14 protein-coding genes and 1 tRNA gene are annotated in these 16,767 nt (G+C 68.2%); 8 read left to right on the forward strand and 7 right to left on the reverse strand.

All coding sequences use genetic code 11. The features are described from left to right. Positions 1-75 precede the first annotated feature (75 nt). Positions 76-687, forward strand: coding sequence for a glutathione S-transferase family protein (locus MFF06_RS15835; protein WP_238205632.1), 612 nt, complete (start codon positions 76-78; stop codon positions 685-687). 13 nt (positions 688-700) lie between these two features. Here MFF06_RS15835 and MFF06_RS15840 read toward each other — a convergent pair whose 3' ends face one another. Together MFF06_RS15840 and MFF06_RS15845 are read right to left on the reverse strand one after the other, a co-directional pair. Beyond that, positions 701-2,083: a 2-hydroxycarboxylate transporter family protein gene (locus MFF06_RS15840; RefSeq protein ID WP_238205634.1), complete on the reverse strand. Its 1,383-nt coding sequence runs from the start codon at positions 2,081-2,083 to the stop codon at positions 701-703. Between the two features lie 443 nt (positions 2,084-2,526). Next, entirely contained in the window at positions 2,527-4,221 is a 1,695-nt protein-coding gene (locus MFF06_RS15845; RefSeq protein WP_238205864.1) for a porin, read from the reverse strand. A gap of 470 nt (positions 4,222-4,691) precedes the next feature. On the opposite strand from MFF06_RS15845, the gene yddG reads away from it, so the two are divergent. After that, the gene (gene yddG, locus MFF06_RS15850) at positions 4,692-5,594 is read left to right on the forward strand and encodes an aromatic amino acid exporter YddG (RefSeq protein WP_238205635.1); all 903 of its coding nucleotides are present in this window, start codon (positions 4,692-4,694) and stop codon (positions 5,592-5,594) included. A 7-nt stretch (positions 5,595-5,601) separates the two neighbouring features. Here the strand turns inward: yddG and MFF06_RS15855 are convergent, their stop codons facing one another. Continuing rightward, complete coding sequence (locus tag MFF06_RS15855) at positions 5,602-6,030, reverse strand: cupin domain-containing protein (RefSeq protein WP_370876515.1); 429 nt, start codon at positions 6,028-6,030, stop codon at positions 5,602-5,604. A gap of 136 nt (positions 6,031-6,166) precedes the next feature. Here MFF06_RS15855 and MFF06_RS15860 point away from each other — a divergent pair, with 136 nt between their 5' ends. Beyond that, a complete protein-coding gene (locus tag MFF06_RS15860; RefSeq protein WP_238205639.1) occupies positions 6,167-6,793 on the forward strand; it encodes a ribonuclease D in 627 nt (208 codons plus the stop codon). A 506-nt stretch (positions 6,794-7,299) separates the two neighbouring features. Here MFF06_RS15860 and glnA read toward each other — a convergent pair. After that, positions 7,300-8,709: a type I glutamate--ammonia ligase gene (glnA, locus tag MFF06_RS15865; protein WP_238205641.1), complete on the reverse strand. Its 1,410-nt coding sequence runs from the start codon at positions 8,707-8,709 to the stop codon at positions 7,300-7,302. A gap of 270 nt (positions 8,710-8,979) precedes the next feature. Between glnA and MFF06_RS15870 the strand changes: the two genes are divergently transcribed. Beyond that, positions 8,980-10,017 (forward strand): glutamine synthetase beta-grasp domain-containing protein, encoded by a 1,038-nt coding sequence (locus MFF06_RS15870; RefSeq protein ID WP_238205643.1) that lies wholly within the window; start codon positions 8,980-8,982, stop codon positions 10,015-10,017. 194 nt (positions 10,018-10,211) lie between these two features. Here the strand turns inward: MFF06_RS15870 and MFF06_RS15875 are convergent, their stop codons facing one another. Both MFF06_RS15875 and MFF06_RS15880 read right to left on the reverse strand, forming a co-directional pair. Beyond that, the gene (locus MFF06_RS15875; protein WP_238205646.1) at positions 10,212-10,382 is read right to left on the reverse strand and encodes a DUF2735 domain-containing protein; all 171 of its coding nucleotides are present in this window, start codon (positions 10,380-10,382) and stop codon (positions 10,212-10,214) included. A gap of 160 nt (positions 10,383-10,542) precedes the next feature. Next, positions 10,543-10,881, reverse strand: a complete 339-nt coding sequence (locus tag MFF06_RS15880; protein WP_009866062.1) for a P-II family nitrogen regulator — start codon at positions 10,879-10,881, stop codon at positions 10,543-10,545. A gap of 162 nt (positions 10,882-11,043) precedes the next feature. On the opposite strand from MFF06_RS15880, the gene MFF06_RS15885 reads away from it, so the two are divergent. Next, positions 11,044-12,573: an NAD(P)H-hydrate dehydratase gene (locus MFF06_RS15885; RefSeq protein WP_238205648.1), complete on the forward strand. Its 1,530-nt coding sequence runs from the start codon at positions 11,044-11,046 to the stop codon at positions 12,571-12,573. Positions 12,574-12,589: 16 nt separating this feature from the next. Here the strand turns inward: MFF06_RS15885 and MFF06_RS15890 are convergent, their stop codons facing one another. Continuing rightward, on the reverse strand, positions 12,590-14,101 hold the full coding sequence (locus MFF06_RS15890; protein WP_238205650.1) for a multicopper oxidase family protein: 1,512 nt from the start codon (positions 14,099-14,101) through the stop codon (positions 12,590-12,592). Between the two features lie 161 nt (positions 14,102-14,262). On the opposite strand from MFF06_RS15890, the gene MFF06_RS15895 reads away from it, so the two are divergent. The 3 genes from MFF06_RS15895 (at position 14,263) to MFF06_RS15905 (ending at position 16,618) form a co-directional block, all read left to right on the forward strand. Then, positions 14,263-14,347: transfer RNA gene (locus tag MFF06_RS15895), tRNA-Leu, on the forward strand. Positions 14,348-14,471: 124 nt separating this feature from the next. Beyond that, positions 14,472-15,866, forward strand: a complete 1,395-nt coding sequence (tig, locus tag MFF06_RS15900; RefSeq protein ID WP_238205652.1) for a trigger factor — start codon at positions 14,472-14,474, stop codon at positions 15,864-15,866. Between the two features lie 125 nt (positions 15,867-15,991). Further along, positions 15,992-16,618 carry an ATP-dependent Clp protease proteolytic subunit gene (locus MFF06_RS15905; protein WP_238205655.1) on the forward strand — a complete coding sequence of 209 codons (627 nt, stop codon included), beginning with the start codon at positions 15,992-15,994 and terminating at the stop codon, positions 16,616-16,618. The last annotated feature ends 149 nt before the right edge of the window (positions 16,619-16,767 follow it).

A 16,767-nucleotide genomic window follows, 5' to 3' on the forward strand; every position in this document is an offset into this window, starting at 1 on the left:
GCTGTCAGCAGGGTGATCCTACAAGCGTCGCCGCGCCATCGCTCCCCTATCCGGGCGCAACCACGCAGGCAAACCATGATCACCCTGTATCACGCCCCCAATTCCCGCTCCTCGCGCATCATCTGGCTTCTGGAGGAGATCGGCGCGCCCTACGAGATTCGGCCGGTCTCGATCTACCGCCCCATGACCGGGGAGGGCGTTCCGGACGAGTCGAATCCGCACCCGGACCGGCGCGTGCCCGCGCTCGTCGATGGCGACGCCCTCGTCACCGAATCGGTCGCCGTCGTACTCTATCTCAGCGAGGCCCATCCGGAGGCCGGGCTGGCCCCGGCGGTCGGCGACCCCCGGCGGGCCGAGTTTCTCACATGGCTCGCGTGGTACGCGTGCGAGATGGAGCCGGCCCTGTTTGCCGGGCTGTCGGGAGACATCGCCCGGTCGCCCCAGAGGAAGCGCGACCACGAGGCGGTTGTGCGGCGTCTGGAGACCGCCCTCGCGCGCTCCCCCTTCGTGATGGGCGATACCTTTTCCAGTGCAGACCTCCTGATCGCCAGCGCGCTCGGCTTCGGCCAGACGGCTTTCCCCGCGAGCGAGCGGCTCGACGCCTATCTCGTCCGGTGCAAGGATCGCCCGGCGGCCATCCGGTCCCAGGCCCTCGACGGCGCCTCAGGCCCGCAGGGCGGTGCCTGACCTCCGAGGGGGATCAGCCGGGGAGGCCGATCCACTTCATGAACACCAGCGTGCCCGTCACCGTCAGCGCGCCGCCGATGCGCGTCGCGATCTGGGCGAAGGGCATCAGGGCCATCCGGTCGGCGGCGGTGAGGATCGCCACGTCGCCGGTGCCGCCCTGGCCGCTGTGACAGGCGTTCACGATCGCGGTCTCGATCGGGTACATCTTGAGCGCCCGGCCGACGAAGAAGCCCACCGTCATCAGCGTCGCCACGGTGCTGATGATGGTGATGAGGTTCACGATGGTGAACGCGGCCATCAGGTCCTTCCACGGGGTCAGGGCGACTCCGATGGCGAAAAGCAGCGGGTAGGTCATGCTGACCTGCACGAACTTGTAGACGACGAACCCGCCGGCCTGGAGCCGCGGCGACACCGCGCTCGCGAGCTTCGCGAAGACCGCGAGGAACAGCATCGCCACCGGCGCGGGGAGCCCGACGAGGTGGTGGCACATCACGCCGAGGAGGTAGAGCGTGATCGCGGTGAGGCCCGCTGCGCCGATCGTCGCCGGATCGATCGAGCCCCGCGCCGCCTCCGATTTCGCCTGGGCGTCCGACGACTTGATCTCGTCTCCGTCCGGCTGCAACCGGCCGTTGCCCGTGAGATGCGGATACTTCTTGCCGACGAAGTTCAGGGTGCCCGATAAGATAATCGCGGTGAGCGAGCCGAGCATCACCGGCGGGAGAACCTGGGCGAACATGGTGCCCTGCTGCGTCCCGAGGATCGCCGCATAGCCGATGGACAGGGGGATGGCCCCCTCTCCGACGCCGCCGGCCATGATCGGCACGACGATGAAGAAGAAGGTCTTGTAGGCGCCGATGCCGAGCAGCGTGCCGACCGCGGTGCCGACGATCCCGGCGGCAACGGAGCCGATGGCCAGGGGTGCGAAGATCTTGAGGAAGCCCTTGATCAGGACGTCCCGATCCATGCCGAGGATCGACCCGACGATGATCGTGGCGATGTAGATGTAGAGGAAGTTCGTGAACTTCGTGAAGTCCGTGATCGCCTTCTCCAGCTGGGGCGGCACGAACTTGTAATAGACGAGCGCCGACGGGATGAAGGTGGCGAAGATGGCCCCGGCGCCGATGTGCTTCAGCACGGGCAGGCGCTTGCCGATCTCCGCGCAGGTGAAGCCGCCGAGCGCCAGGACGGCGATCATCGTCGGCGCGTCCGGCTTGATCTCGCCTTCCTGCACGAGGATCACGAGGAGGACAGCCAGGATGGCGTAGATGGGCAGGGGGATGATGCCGATCTTGGTGTCGATCAGCCGCCACCAGCCCTCGGGCCAGACCCGGCGGACGCCGGTTCCCTCGGGGGCCTCCGCCGGAGCGGGACTTGTGGTCGATGCTGCGCTGTTCATCCCTGTCCTCCGGGATCCGGCTTCTCACGGGCCGGTCGTCCTCCGCGGCTTCGCCTCCCGGGCGGAACGCGACGGCGCATCCCTCGTCCGTCCGGTCACGTCGCCACGTTCGCCAGGGAACGGACGGTGGTGTCGTCTGGAGGATGGGATGTCCGGCGGCCGGACCTGTGATGACGGAACGAACCTGCGGCTCGATCCGACGTATCAGTGCCCCGGAGCGGTCGCAATGCAGCAACGGAGACATCGTGGAGCGGCTGTAGGGCCCCCGGTACAGCGCTTTCGACTGATCACTGCGCGGTGAACCGCGTCTGCGACCGGCAAAGTCTGCGGGCGGCCGTCTGCGGCCAAGAAAAAAGGCCCGGCTCGAGAGCCGGGCCCGAAGGTCCGTGTGTCACGGGGATCATGACGGAGCCGCGGGTTGTCCCCTCGGCTCCGATCCGTCCTTAGAAGTCGCGCTGGACGCGGAAGCGAACCTGGGCGGCGTCGTAGTTGTTGAGGGTCTTGATCGCGCCGGCGGCGTTGAGGGCCGCGAAGTTCGCGTTGTTCACGCCCGTGGTCTTGGTCTGGTCGATGACGCGGCCGGACTTCATGCCGGTGTTGATGTAGTTGCCCTCGACGCCGATATCGAGATCCTTCACCGGCGACCAGATCAGGTTGGCACCCGCCACGATCTGGTAGTTGTCCCGCAGCACGGGGCTGAGGGCGAACAGGGCCGGGTTGGTGACGAAGGAGGCGGCACCGGCGTTGGCGCCGATGATGCCCTGCGTCAGGCTGAGGGCCTCGCGGGCGCCGCGGGCGTAGTTCGTCTCGGAGTAGCTGGCGTAGACCGCCGAGCGGACCGACGGGCTCCAGTAGTGGAGGAACGAACCGACCACGCTGAAGCTCTGGGCGAGCTGGATCCGCCCGGTGAGCGGGTTGAGCGTCGCGTCGGAGAGGTACTGCGCGAACGGACCGCCGTTGGTCGGCGTGCCGGACTGGGTGTAGGTGCCGGTGTAGGCGGTCACGCCGGTGTAGACGTTGGCGCCTTCGCCGTAGGCACCCTGCAGGTACAGGGCATCGCCGGGGGCGATGAAGGGGGTGTTGATCTTCAGGCCACCCTGGACCGCGAAGCCCTCGGTGGTCTGCGAGCCGCCGCGGATGCCGCGGGCGTTGGCGAAGGCGAGGGCGGCGGCCGAGTTGGCGGCCGGGAGCGCAACACCGGCCGCGCCGGCGAGGCCCTGGTTGAACGCGCCGCCGATGTTGATGTCCTTGACGGCGGCGGAGACCTGGGCCGAACCCCAGGCGGCGTCGTAGCGCAGCACACCGACGAAGTCGGGCATGCGGGAACGCTCGATCACGTCCTGGAAGGCGAGGATCGTGGCGTTGCCGTTGGCGGCCTGCTGGAGGATCAGGGGCGACAGCGAGTAGTTGCTAAAGAAGATCTGCGCCGCGCTGGTGCCGGACTGCTGGGCCGTCGTGGCAGCGGCCGAGGCGCTGAGGACGGTGTTCTTGCGGAAGTTCGGGTCTTCGAGCGAGATCGTCGCCGAGAAGCCGTTCCCGAAGGTGGCGGTGTAGGCCAACAGGTTGGTGGACGCGATGTCCGAACCGGCCGTGGCGGCCACGAACTCGAAGTCGTGGGCGTAGAAGTCGAAGAACGAGGAGGCGCGACCGGCGGTGAGGCCGGCGAACTGGATGAACGCCTTGTCGGTGTTCACGTACTGCTGCACGCGGCTGAACTGGTCGACACCGAGCGCCGGGTAGGCGTTGGCGATGCGCTGCTGGGTGCCGGAGGTCGAGAAGGCGCCGGAGCGGCTGGCGGCCTCGAGGCGGATGAAGGCGCGCAGGGTGCCGTAATCGGTCTGCGTGCGGGCATCCATGTTGATGCGCAGGAGCGAGCGGAACAGCGAGACGTCACCGACCTGGCTGCCGACGTTGCGGTTCTCGTTGGTCTGGAAGCCGACCTCGGCGCGGGCGCGGCCCGAGATGCGCAGGCAGGTTTCGGTGCCCGGGATGTAGAAGAAGCCGGCGCCGTAGGCCGAGCAGACACGGACGAATTCGACCGGGATCGCCTTCTTCACAGGCAGATCGGCGGCGTGAGCAGCACCGACTGCCGCGAGAGCGGCGGCCGACCCGAGCAGAGAGCTCTTCAAGAGCTTCATCATCATCTCCAAAGCTTCGAGACCCAGATGCGGCCGCTCGGTGTTCCGAGTCATTCCGCGTTCTTGATTGTTTCGCCCACGTCTTGATTGGTGGGCTCTAGCGGGCCGTCGCTTGGCGATGCCCCCGTGCCCGGTCACCATGTGCGAAGCGGCAAAGCCAAGCAATGCGGATTCCGGTTCGCCCGGTTCGTTCCAGTGGGATGTTGCGGCTTCGCAACAACTTCGAAACTCACCAGCCGGCAAAGCTTTGCGCGGTGTGCATTCTGTCTGCGCGGTTTCCCGTCCTTCATGCGAAGATGCGGTCTTTAAGCAGCGCGCAATCGATTCGACGGTGACCTTCCGGGGACTCAGCGAGGGGTGTCGCCGGCCCTTCGAGGCCCGGACGGAGTGCGTGCCGATCTATCGAACACGCAATCACGACGCGCCGCGGCCGGTCGAGAACTCGGATCCGCGGCTTCACGGGGATGACGATGAGGTCTCTCGCTTCGGGAGCGGCGCCGGAGCGCCGCGACGCGACCCGCGCCACGCTCGTGGGGTTCGGCGCGATCCTCCTGTGGTCGCTTCTGGCGCTGTTCACCGCCGCCTCCGGCGCGGTTCCCCCGTTCCAGCTCGCAGCGATGACCTTCCTGATCGGCGGCGCCCTGGGTTGCACGGTCTTCCTGGCGCAGCCGGAGCGGCTCCGCGCCCTGCGGCAGCCCTGGCGGGTCTGGTGCCTCGGCGTCGGCGGCCTCTTCGCCTACCACGCCCTCTACTTCGTGGCCCTGCGCTTCGCGCCGCCCGCCGAAGCCGGGCTCATCAGTTACCTGTGGCCGCTCCTGATCGTCCTGTTCTCGGCTTGGTTGCCCGGTTCGCGGGGGCTGCGGGCGGGCCACCTCGTCGGCGCCGGAATGGGGCTCGGGGGCGTGGTCATTCTCTTCGCGGGCCGGGACCTGAACTTCTCGGCCTCGGCCGGCTGGGGCTATCTCGCCGCGCTCGCGGCGGCCTTCGTCTGGGCCGGCTACTCCGTCCTCTCCGCCCGGGTGGCGGCCGTGCCGACGGATGCGGTGGCGGGCTTCTGCCTCGCCACCGGCGTCCTCAGCCTGTTGTGCCATCTGGCCTTCGAGACGACGGTCTGGCCGGCCGATACCGTGAACTGGGGTGCCATCGTGCTGCTCGGCCTCGGGCCCGTCGGCGCGGCGTTCTACCTGTGGGACATCGGCTGCAAGAAGGGCGACGTGCGCGTTCTCGGCGTCGCGGCCTATGCCGCGCCGATGCTCTCGACCCTCGTGCTGGTCGTCGCGGGCTATGCGGAGGCCCGCCCCGCCCTCGCCCTGTCCTGCGCGCTGATCGTCGCGGGTGCGCTGAGCGCCGTGTACGCCTCGCGGCAGGCCTGATTCGCCCTCAGCTCCGGGGAGTGGGGCGCCAGTCCGGCGGGGCCAGCTCGAACGACGCGAAGTCGAAGCCCGGCGCCACGGTGCAGCCCACCAGGGTCCAGGCGCCGAGGCTCGTCGCGGTCTGCCAATGGCCGGCGGGCACCACCAGTTGCGGGCGTTGCCCTCGCCCGATTTCGGGTCCGAGGTGGTGGGCGGAGGCATCGTGCCCGTTGGGGCTCATGGTCAGCACGAGGGGGGCGCCCGCGTACCAGTGCCAGATCTCGGCGGCGTCGATCCGGTGCCAAGCGGAGGCTTCGCCGATGTCGAGGAGGAAGTAGATGGCGGTGCCGACGGAGCGGCCGCCGGCCTCGGCCGAATCGCGGAAGGTTTCGCGGAAATGGCCGCCCTCGGGATGGGGCTTGAGGTCCAGGGCGGCGATCACCTGAGCGGCGCTCATGGTGGCGATATCGGTCATGGGATCCTGCGGCTCTCTCGCATCGACGGCCCCGTCTCTAGCACGGCCGCCGCGCGTCTTGTCCGTCCCCGGCGCCGGTGATACCCGCCGCGTCGATCCCCTCTCGAGCGACCGATCCGTGACGCAGAGATCCGCCGTCCGTCTCCACCGCGGAGACCTCCCCGCCTCCTACGAGCCCGGTCCGTCCGTAGCGATCGATACGGAGACCCTGGGCCTCAATCCCCACCGCGACCGGCTCTGCGTCGTGCAGCTCTCCACCGGCGACGGGACGGCCGACGTGGTGCAGATCGTGCCTGGCGGCCCCAGCCCGGATCGGCTCATCCGGGTTCTCGCGGACGAATCGGTGCTGAAGATCTTCCATTTCGCGCGGTTCGATCTCGCGGTCCTGTTCCTGCGGCTGGGCGTGATGCCGTCGCCGGTCTACTGCACCAAGATCGCCTCCAAGCTCGCCCGCACCTACACCGACCGGCACGGACTCAAGGACGTGGTCCGCGAGATGGTGGGGGTCGATCTCTCGAAGCAGCAGCAATCCTCCGACTGGGGGGCGGAGACCCTCTCTCAGGCGCAGCTCGACTATGCCGCGTCGGACGTGCTCCATCTCCACGCCGCGAAGGCGCGGCTCGACGCCATGCTGGCGCGGGAGGGGCGGACCGACCTCGCCGCATCGTGCTTCCAGTTCCTGCCGAGCCGCGCGCAGCTCGATCTGATGGGATGGAATGAAAATGACATTTTCGCACACAGCTAAAGCTGGCATTCGGTAAGTGCAGTCCAAGCAATTGATGCACAGGACGTCATCGAGCGTTCATCATCGCGACTATGGCGACAGCGTTGAGAGCTTCAGCCGCCTAAGTCAGCGTGGCGCTGCGACCATAAGGCCCTTCGCGAGTGATCGCGACACGCGCCTTCCTGGGGCAGTGAGCTTTTGCGGTGACGGTTCTCGCCGACAACACTGATAAGTTGTGTCTGCCCGAGCTTAGCATCAGGGCCAGATCCTCCTCGCCGGCCACTTCCCGATCAGGCCGGCGGGGAGGGTCCGTCTGGTCCGCCGGTTTCAGGCGGTCGCGGACCATGCGCCGGACTGCCGGCACCCCTCGCCATCGCGTTCGTCTCCCGGTCCCAGGGCTTGGCGGGACAGATCACCGGCCGCTCGCATAGATCGTGAGGCGGGATGAGCCGAATAGGCTCGGATCCGCCCCCGGCGTAGCGTGTCCCCGAATCGAGGCGGCCGTCGCCGGCCGCCTCCGCCCCGTCTCAAAGCGAGAAGTACTGAACGAACTCGATGGGGTGCGGGGTCATCTCGTAGCGCAGCACCTCGGCCATCTTGAGTTCGATGAACGAGTCGATCTGATCCTCGGTGAACACGCCGCCCGCGAGCAGGAAGTTGCGGTCCTTGTCGAGGCTCGTCAGAGCCTCGCGCAGCGATCCGCAGACGGTCGGGATGCGGCGCAGCTCCTTCGGCGGCAACTCGTAGAGATCCTTGTCCATCGCCGCGCCGGGATCGATCTTGTTGCGGATGCCGTCGAGGCCGGCCATCAGCAGAGCGGAGAAGGCGAGGTACGGGTTCGCCGTCGGGTCGGGGAAGCGGACCTCGACGCGCTTGGCCTTCGGGCTCTTCGTCCACGGGATGCGGCAGGAGGCCGAGCGGTTGCGGGCGGAGTAGGCCAGCAGCACCGGCGCCTCGTAGCCCGGCACCAGCCGCTTGTAGGAGTTGGTCGAGGGGTTGGTGAAGGCGTTGAGCGCCTTGGCGTGCTTGATGATGCCGCCGATGAAGTACAGGCACTCCTGGCTCAGCCCGGCATACTTGTCGCCGGCGAAGAGCGGCTTGCCGTCCTTCCAGAGGGACAGGTGGACGTGCATCCCCGAGCCGTTGTCGCCGTAGACCGGCTTCGGCATGAAGGTCGCCGTCTTGCCGTAGCTCTGCGCGACGTTGTGGATGCAGTACTTATAGATCTGCAGGTGGTCGGCGATCGTCGTCAGGGTCTCGAACTTGAGCCCGAGCTCGTGCTGGGCGCTGGCCACCTCGTGGTGGTGCTTCTCGACGGTGGCGCCCATCGCCGCCATCGCCGCGAGCATCTCGCCGCGCATGTCCTGCGCCGAGTCCTGCGGCGGCACGGGGAAGTAGCCGCCCTTGGTCTGGATCCGGTGGCCGAGGTTGCCGCCCTCGTAATCGGTGAAGCCGTTGGTGGGCAGCTCGGTGGAGTCGAGTTCGAAGCCGGTACGGTAGGGGTCGGCGGCGAACTTCACGTCGTCGAACACGAAGAACTCTGCCTCGGGGCCGACATAGACCGTGTCGGCGATGCCGATTTCCTGCAGGTACGCCTCGGCGCGCTTGGCGGTGCAACGCGGATCGCGGCCGTAGGGCTCGCCGCTCTCGGGCTCCAGCACGTCGCAGACGACGGAGAGCGTGGCCGCGGAGAAGAACGGGTCCATCACGGCGGTGGAGGGATCGGGCATCAGCAGCATGTCCGACTCGTTGATCGCCTTCCAGCCGGCGATGGACGAGCCGTCGAACATCTGGCCTTCGCTGAAGAAGGCGTCGTCGACCATCGACACGTCGAAGGTCACGTGCTGCCACTTGCCGCGCGGGTCGGTGAAGCGGAGATCGACGTAGCGGACATCGTTGTCCCGGATCGTCTTCAGCACCTCGGCTGCGGTCGTCATCGTGACTCTGCTCCCTGTTGCCGCCCGTTCTGCGCAATGCGCCGCGGGCGCGCGATCCTTACAGGCCAAGGGAGTGCCGTGTCACCCACGGGACACCCCTCGCGATTCCGTGATCGCCTTCAGCGGAACCGAACCGTCATCTTTCCCGAGGTGGCACGGGGCGTGCTTAGGGTTCGGCGACCGTCGCGAGGCGGTGAGCCGTTCGCCGGAGCCCTTTGATCTGCGGGGCCCCGCGTCGACGAGAGATCGAAGGATCGGCGAGAAACCGGAATGACGAAATACAAGCTCGAGTACATTTGGCTCGACGGCTATACGCCGGTGCCAAACCTGCGCGGCAAGACGCAGATCAAGGAATTCGACGGTTTCCCGACCCTCGACCAGCTCCCCATGTGGGGCTTCGACGGGTCGTCGACGAAGCAGGCCGAGGGCGGCAGCTCCGACTGCATGTTGAAGCCGGTCCGCCACTTCCCCGATCCGGCCCGCAAGAACGGCGTGCTGGTGCTGTGCGAAGTGATGATGCCGGACGGCAAGACCCCGCACGAGTCGAACAAGCGCGCGACCATCCTGGATGACGCGGGCGCCTGGTTCGGCTTCGAGCAGGAGTACTTCTTCTACCAGAACGGCCGTCCGCTCGGCTTCCCCGAGCAGGGCTACCCGGCTCCGCAGGGTCCGTACTACACCGGCGTGGGCTACTCGAACGTCGGCAATGTCGCCCGCCAGATCGTCGAGGAGCACCTCGACCTCTGCCTCGAGGCCGGCATCAACCACGAGGGCATCAACGCCGAGGTGGCGAAGGGCCAGTGGGAATTCCAGATCTTCGGCAAGGGCTCCAAGAAGGCCGCCGACGAGATGTGGATGGCCCGCTACCTGCTGCAGCGCCTCTGCGAGAAGTACTGCATCGACGTCGAGTACCACTGCAAGCCGCTGGGCGACACCGACTGGAACGGCTCGGGCATGCACTGCAACTTCTCGACGGCGCACATGCGCGAGGTCGGCGGCAAGGAGTATTTCGAGAGCCTGATGAAGGCCTTCGAGACCAACCTCGACGACCACATCGCCGTCTACGGCCCCGACAACCACATGCGCCTCACCGGCAAGCACGAGACGGCGCCGTGGAACAAGTTCAGCTATGGCGTGGCCGACCGCGGTGCCTCGATCCGCGTGCCCCACTCCTTCGTGAACAACGGCTACAAGGGCTACCTTGAGGATCGCCGTCCGAACTCGCAGGGCGACCCCTACCAGATCGCCTCGCAGGTGCTGAAGACGATCGCCTCCGTGCAATCGTCGAGCGCCTCCGCGGCCGCCTAACGCTCACGACACGTAAGACGGAAAAGCCGGGCATTGGCCCGGCTTTTTCTTTTCTAAGTCTCATCTGTCCTGGCCGGCTACGCGAGCGTGGCAAAGCCATCCAGGGTGACGGGCGGGCTCAGGGCGCGGCGAGACCCTGGATGGCTTCGCGGCGCTCGCACTGACGACGGATCGGCTCGGGCGCGGCGGATGGCCTACCGGCCGCGCGTGCGGTCGTCGTCGCGGATCGCCGCCTCGTGGTACCACGCGCCGCCGCCCACGACGGGGACGGGCTTGGGCGCCGCCGGCTGACGCGAGGCTTGCGCCCGGCGGAAAGCCGCCAGATCGACGATATTCGAAGGAGTCTGTGGGGCGGTGGCAGCCATTCTGAGCCCTCCGGCAATGGTCGGCCGCCCATCGGCGACCGCCTTGGAGGTCATGTAAGGCTGCAAATCGCCGGCAACCAATGGTCGCCGACGCTTTGCCGGATATTCGTGCAGGACTTAAAAACGAGCACTCCGACAGAAAGAAGTGCGAGGGCGGCGCTCAGATCGCGTCCGAGCCCGTTTCACCCGTGCGGATGCGGATGGCCTCTTCGATGGTCGAGACGAAGATCTTGCCATCACCGATGCGGCCGGTCTGGGCCGACTTGCGGATAGCTTCGACGGCGCCTTCCACGAGGGCGTCCGACAAAACGATCTCCAGCTTCACCTTGGGCAGGAAGTCCACGACGTACTCGGCGCCGCGGTACAATTCGGTATGACCCTTCTGGCGGCCGAAGCCCTTGGCCTCGATCACGGTGATGCCCTGGAGGCCGACCTCCTGGAGGGCCTCCTTCACCTCGTCCAGTTTGAAAGGCTTGATGATCGCTTCGATCTTCTTCATGCCGCTCGGGCCTGCCTGCATTGTCGGCGAAACACTACCATCGCATCGGCGTGATCGCCACGGCGATTTGCCCCAGCAGCGGCGCAAACCGCCCAATCCGTGTGCAATTCCTGCGCATCATTGAGGCGATCGGTGATTTTTTGTCCATAGAGTGAGCATCGAATGGTTGTGCCAAGGGCAGGAGCGGAGTCAGGCGCGCGGCTCCTGAGCGTCGCGGCGGTGGCGACAGTCGACCGAACGGCCATCGCCGGGGGAATCGCCGGCATCACGCTGATGGAGGCCGCGGGTGCGGCTGTGGCCGAGCGTGCCCGCGCCCACCTGCCGCCCGTCGGGAGGGTTCTCGTCCTGTGCGGGCCCGGCAACAATGGCGGCGACGGCTTCGTGGCGGCCCGCCTCCTCGCCGAGGCCGGCCATGCGGTGGATCTGGTCCTGCTCGGTGCGAAGGACGCCCTCAAGGGCGATGCGGCCCTCGCCGCCGGGCGTTGGGCGGGGCCCATCCTCTCGGCAGGGCCGAAGGACCTGTCGACCTTCTGCCTCGTCGTGGACGCTCTGTTCGGCGCCGGCCTGTCGCGCGACCTCGACGGGATGGCCCTTCAGCTGGTCGGGGCCGTGACGCGCGCCGGGCTGCCCGTCCTGGCCGTCGATGTCCCGAGCGGGATCGACGGCGAGACCGGAGGCGTCCGCGGCGCTGCCTTCCGGGCGGTGGAGACGGTGACCTTCGTGGCCCTGAAGCCGGGGCATCTGCTTCAGCCGGGGCTGAGCCATTGTGGGCGCGTGCACGTCGCCGACATCGGAGCGGGCGAGGAGGCGCTCGCCGCCGGCTTCGCGGCCTCCCTCCCGCCGCTGTACCGGAACGGTCCCGGCCTGTGGGCGCACGCCTTCCCGTGGCCCAGCGCGGCGAGCCACAAGTACACGCGCGGACATGCCGTGGTCCTCTCGGGCCCGGCGACGAAGACCGGGGCCGCTCGGCTCGCGGCGCGGGCCGCCCTGCGGGTCGGGGCGGGGCTCGTGACCGTCGCCTCTCCGGCAGCGGCGCTCGCCGAGAACGCCGCGCATCTCACGGCGATCATGCTGCGGGCCTGCGAGGACCCGGACGACCTCGACGACATGCTGGCGGACGAGCGCCTGAACGCCGTCCTCGTCGGGCCGGGGCTCGGCCAGGGGGAGGGGACGCGGGAGCGCGTGACCGTGGCGGCCTCGGCCGGACGCAGGCTCGTGCTCGATGCCGATGCCCTGTCGAGTTTCGCGGGCGACGCCGCCGCCCTGGCCTCGGCCATCGCGGAGGGGGGCGGGGAGGCGGTGTTGACGCCGCACGCGGGCGAGTTCGCCCGGCTCTTCGACGGAACCTCCGTGCCGCAGGAGAGCGGAAAGGTCGCCCAGGCCCGTGCCGCCGCCAAGCGCATGGGCGCGGTCATGGTCTTCAAGGGCGCCGACACCGTCGTCGCCGCGCCCGACGGGCGGGCGGCGATCAACGATCACGGCAGTCCCTATCTCGGCACCGCCGGTTCCGGCGACGTCCTCGGCGGCCTCATCCTCGGACTGCTCGGCCAGGGAATGCCACCCTTCGAAGCCGCCTGCGCCGGGGTCTGGCTGCACGGCGACGCCGCCCTGCGCCATGGGCCCGGCCTCATCGCCGAGGACATTCCGGACCTGATGCCCGCCGTCCTGTCGGGGCTGCTCCCGGTTTCCTGATCCGGCGAGGTGGCCGTCAGGTCACCTCGAACATCGTCCAGAGGCCGGTGTCGAACCGTTCGAGCACCGTGGCGCTGATGAGCCATCGGCCCGGATTGTCCGCCTGGAACGCGATCCGCGCCGTGCGCCCTTCGAGCAGCTGGAACGTGTCGAGCCAGTAGGGCTCCCAGCCGTCGTCCAGGGGGTGGAGCAGGCGGAAACAGTGGCCGTGTAGGTGCAGGGATTGTGGGAACGCCGTGTCGTTGCGCAGGGCCAGCACCACGACCTGCCCGCGCTTCACCGAGAAGATCGGCGACAGACCCGTAGCGGCGCTCGCGCCGTTGACCAGCCAGACCTTCTGCGGGTCGCCGGTATAGACCGGGTCGGCCCCCGGCTTGTCCTTGGGTACGAAGGCGCCGCCGGTGATCACCACGTCCCGCCGCAGGGCGTTCTGCAGCTTCACCTCGCGCGGGAGGAGCTTGTTTTCGCCGATGGGGCCGATCGGCGGTCGCGCCGTTCCGAGCTTCGGGCCCTTCGTCGTGACGCTGGCGAGGGTCAACCCCTGGCCGATCATCGCCACCACGCTCGCCGTCGCGCCCTCCTCCTCGGGCAGGTCGATCAGCAGATCGTACCGGGTGCCGGGCGGAAAGGGGAGGGTGGCCCGCAGGGGCTCGAAGGTGTCGGTCGGCTGCCCGTCCACGGCCGAGACGTAGACCTTCACGCCCTCGAACTTGAGCCGCGTCGCCCGGGCGTTGCAGCCGTTGGCGAGGCGTAGGCGCAGGCGGCTGCCCGGCCGCGCCTCCACCGCCTGCGGCACCGGTCCGCCGTTGACCGTGACGACGTTGCCGAGGCGCCCGCCCGCCGCGGCGAAGGCCGTCTGGCCGAAGGGCATCAACGAGCCGTCGGCCTCCAGACGCCAGTCCTGCAGCAGCAGGCCGAGGTCGGCGTCGACCGCCGGCGGCTTCGCCTCCTCGACGATCAGAAGCCCCGCGAGGCCGCGGCCGGAGGGTTCGCTCGCGCCGCCGACCACGAGGGGGCGGATCAGGAACGTCCCCGCGTCGGGCGGGGTGAAGGCGTAGAGGAACTCCCCGCCCGGCGGCACCGGCGCCTGCGTCACGCCGCCGACGCCGTCCATCGCATTGACGATGCGCACCCCGTGCCAGTGGAGTGAAAGGGGCTTGTCGGTCGCGTTTTTCAGGATGAGCCGCACGGGCTCGCCGAGCTTCACGCGAACCGTCGGCGGCGCGGTGCGACCGTCGAAGCACCAGACCGTCGTTTCGGGGGCGGGCTCCGGCCGCAGTCGCATCGTGCCGGGCGCGGCCGACAACGGCTTCGCCTCGGCGGCGGCCGGGGGAGCGGCGGGCTCGGATGGGGCGGGTCCGGCGGGCTTCGGCGCGGGCGCTTTCGCCGGCTGCGCATGGAGATTGCCCGCGCCCAGCCCCAGCGTCGCGAGGCCGCCGATTAGGATCCGGCGCGACGGACCGGACGCCGGGCGCTCCGGCTCGGAGGACGCGGAACCGGAGGGATACGGCGGGACGGAACGGGCCATGGAGCCTCGGGGACGGCGGTGGAGGGCGTTGCTCCATAGCGGGCGCAGCGCGTCGGCGCCAAGCGGGCCCCGCGATCCGCAAGTTTTTTGGTGCGGGGCCGTTCGCGCGTGCTATAGGGCGCGCTTCCGGCGGCCGGCGACGGGCCGGGTTGTCGGCGCGCGCGGGCGTGGCGGAACTGGTAGACGCGCTGGATTTAGGTTCCAGTGTCGCAAGACGTGGGGGTTCGAGCCCCTCCGCCCGCACCAGGCCCGTAAGGGACTTCGGGGTTTCCCCCAACGTCCGCCGACGCCCGCTCTCCTGCCGCCGCACGACACTTCCGGCCCCGCTACGACGGGGCACGGCGCAATCGATTCTGAAAGAGCGACGACGATGCAGGTGACCGAGATCAACGCCCAGGGCCTCAAGCGGGAGTATCAGGTCCTGCTGGCCGCCCAGGAACTCGAGGAGCGCCTGACCAGCGAACTCGCCGGCATGAAGGACAAGGTGCAGCTCAAGGGCTTCCGCCCGGGCAAGGTTCCGGTCGCCCACCTGCGCAAGGTCTATGGCCGCTCGGTGATGGCCGATGTCGTGCAGAATGCCGTCAACGAGGCGAATCGCAAGATCGTCACCGACAATAACCTCAAGCTCGCCCTTGAGCCGCAGATCGAGTTCCCCTCCGACCAGAAGGAGGTCGAGAAGGCGCTGGACGCCAAGGCCGACCTCGCCTTCAAGGTGGCCCTCGAGGTGATGCCGAACTTCGAGCTCGCCGACCTCTCCGACGTGAGCCTGACCAAGCTCGTGGCCAAGCCCTCCGACGCGGAGGTCGACGAGGCGCTGGAGCGCATGGCCGGCCAGAGCCGCCCCTTCACCGACCGCGAGGAAGGCGCCGCTGCCGAGAGCGGCGACCGGGTCACCATCGATTTCGTCGGCCGCATCGACGGCGAGGAATTCCAGGGCGGCAAGGGCGAGGGCATTGATCTCGAGCTCGGCTCCAATACCTTCATCCCCGGGTTCGAGGATCAGGTCGTCGGCGCCAAGGTCGGCGAGCAGCGCCTCGTAAAGGTCACGTTCCCCGAGGCGTACGGAGCCGAGCAGCTCGCCGGCAAGGACGCCGAGTTCGACGTGACCGTCACCAAGATCCAGCAGCCGGGCGAGGCCAAGATCGACGACGAGTTCGCCAAGACCATGGGCATGGAGTCGCTCGATGCGCTGAAGGAGGCCGTGTCGAAGGCCATCGGCAGCGACTACGAGGCCGCGTCGCGGCGCCGCCTCAAGAAGGGCCTGCTCGACGCGATGGACGGCAAGTACGCCTTCGATCTGCCGCCCTCCCTGGTGGCGCAGGAATTCGCGGCCGTCTGGGCGCAGGTCGAGCAGGACCTGAAGACCCGTGGCAAGACCTTCGAGGACGAGGGCACTGACGAGGAGAAGGCCAAGGCCGACTACCGCAAGATCGCCGAGCGCCGGGTCCGCCTCGGCCTCGTGCTTGCGCAGGTCGGCGAGAGCGCCGATATCAAGGTCTCCGACGACGAGGTGAACCAAGCCCTCATCGCCCGGGTCCGGCAGTTCCCGGGTCAGGAGCAGCAGGTTTGGGACTTCTACCGGAAGAACGCGCAGGCGCTCGCGGAGCTGCGGGCGCCCCTGTTCGAGGAAAAGGTGGTTGACCACGTCCTCGGTCAGGTCAAAGTCGTCGAGGAGCCCGTCTCGAAGGACGCTCTGTTCGCCGACGACGAGGACGAAGAGACGACCGGCGACAAGCCGGCTGCAAAGGCCGATTCGGCCGACTGAGTCCGTCCCTCCCAAAGGGTGGCGGACAAGGAATTAGGCGACGGTTAAGCATCGCCGTTGTTCGCTGTCATGCCCGGCTCTCCGCGATTCGGCGGGGGCCGGGCCTCACCCCAGGGCAGGATGAGATGAGAGATCCGATCGACGTCTACAACAATGCCCTCGTGCCCATGGTGGTCGAGCAATCGAGCCGTGGCGAGCGCGCCTTCGATATCTACTCCCGCCTGCTGCGCGAGAGGATCATCTTTCTGACCGGACCGGTGGAGGATTACGGCGCGTCGCTCATCGTGGCACAGCTGCTGTTCCTCGAGGCCGAGAATCCGAAGAAGGAAATTTCCTTCTACATCAACTCCCCCGGCGGTGTGGTCACCTCCGGCCTGTCGATCTACGACACGATGCAGTTCATCCGCTGCCCGGTGACGACCCTCTGCGTCGGCCAGGCCGCGTCGATGGGGTCGCTCCTGCTCACCGCCGGCGAGCCGGGCCACCGCTTCGCCCTGCCGAACGCCCGCATCATGGTCCACCAGCCCTCCGGCGGCTTCCAGGGCCAAGCGACCGACATCCTGATCCATGCCCGCGAGATCGAGGCCCTGAAGCGGCGCCTGAACGAGATCTACGTGAAGCATACCGGCCGCGACTACGACGCCATCCACACGGCGCTGGAGCGCGACAACTTCATGACCGCGGACGCGGCCAAGGAGTTCGGCCTGATCGACGAGGTCATCCAGAAGCGGCCCGAGCCGGCCGCGGCCTGATTGCTGAATGCCCTGCCGCGGCCTTGATCCTGCCGCGGCAGCGTGTTTGCATTGGGGGATGCGACCACGCGGTCAAAGGCGCGCAGCACACTGTTTCTTTATGCGAACCCCCTTACGTTCATGAGATCGACGTGTGCCGCTTTGCCGGC

The organism is Methylobacterium aerolatum (assembly GCF_022179085.1).
GTDB classification, from domain to species: Bacteria; Pseudomonadota; Alphaproteobacteria; order Rhizobiales; family Beijerinckiaceae; genus Methylobacterium; species Methylobacterium aerolatum.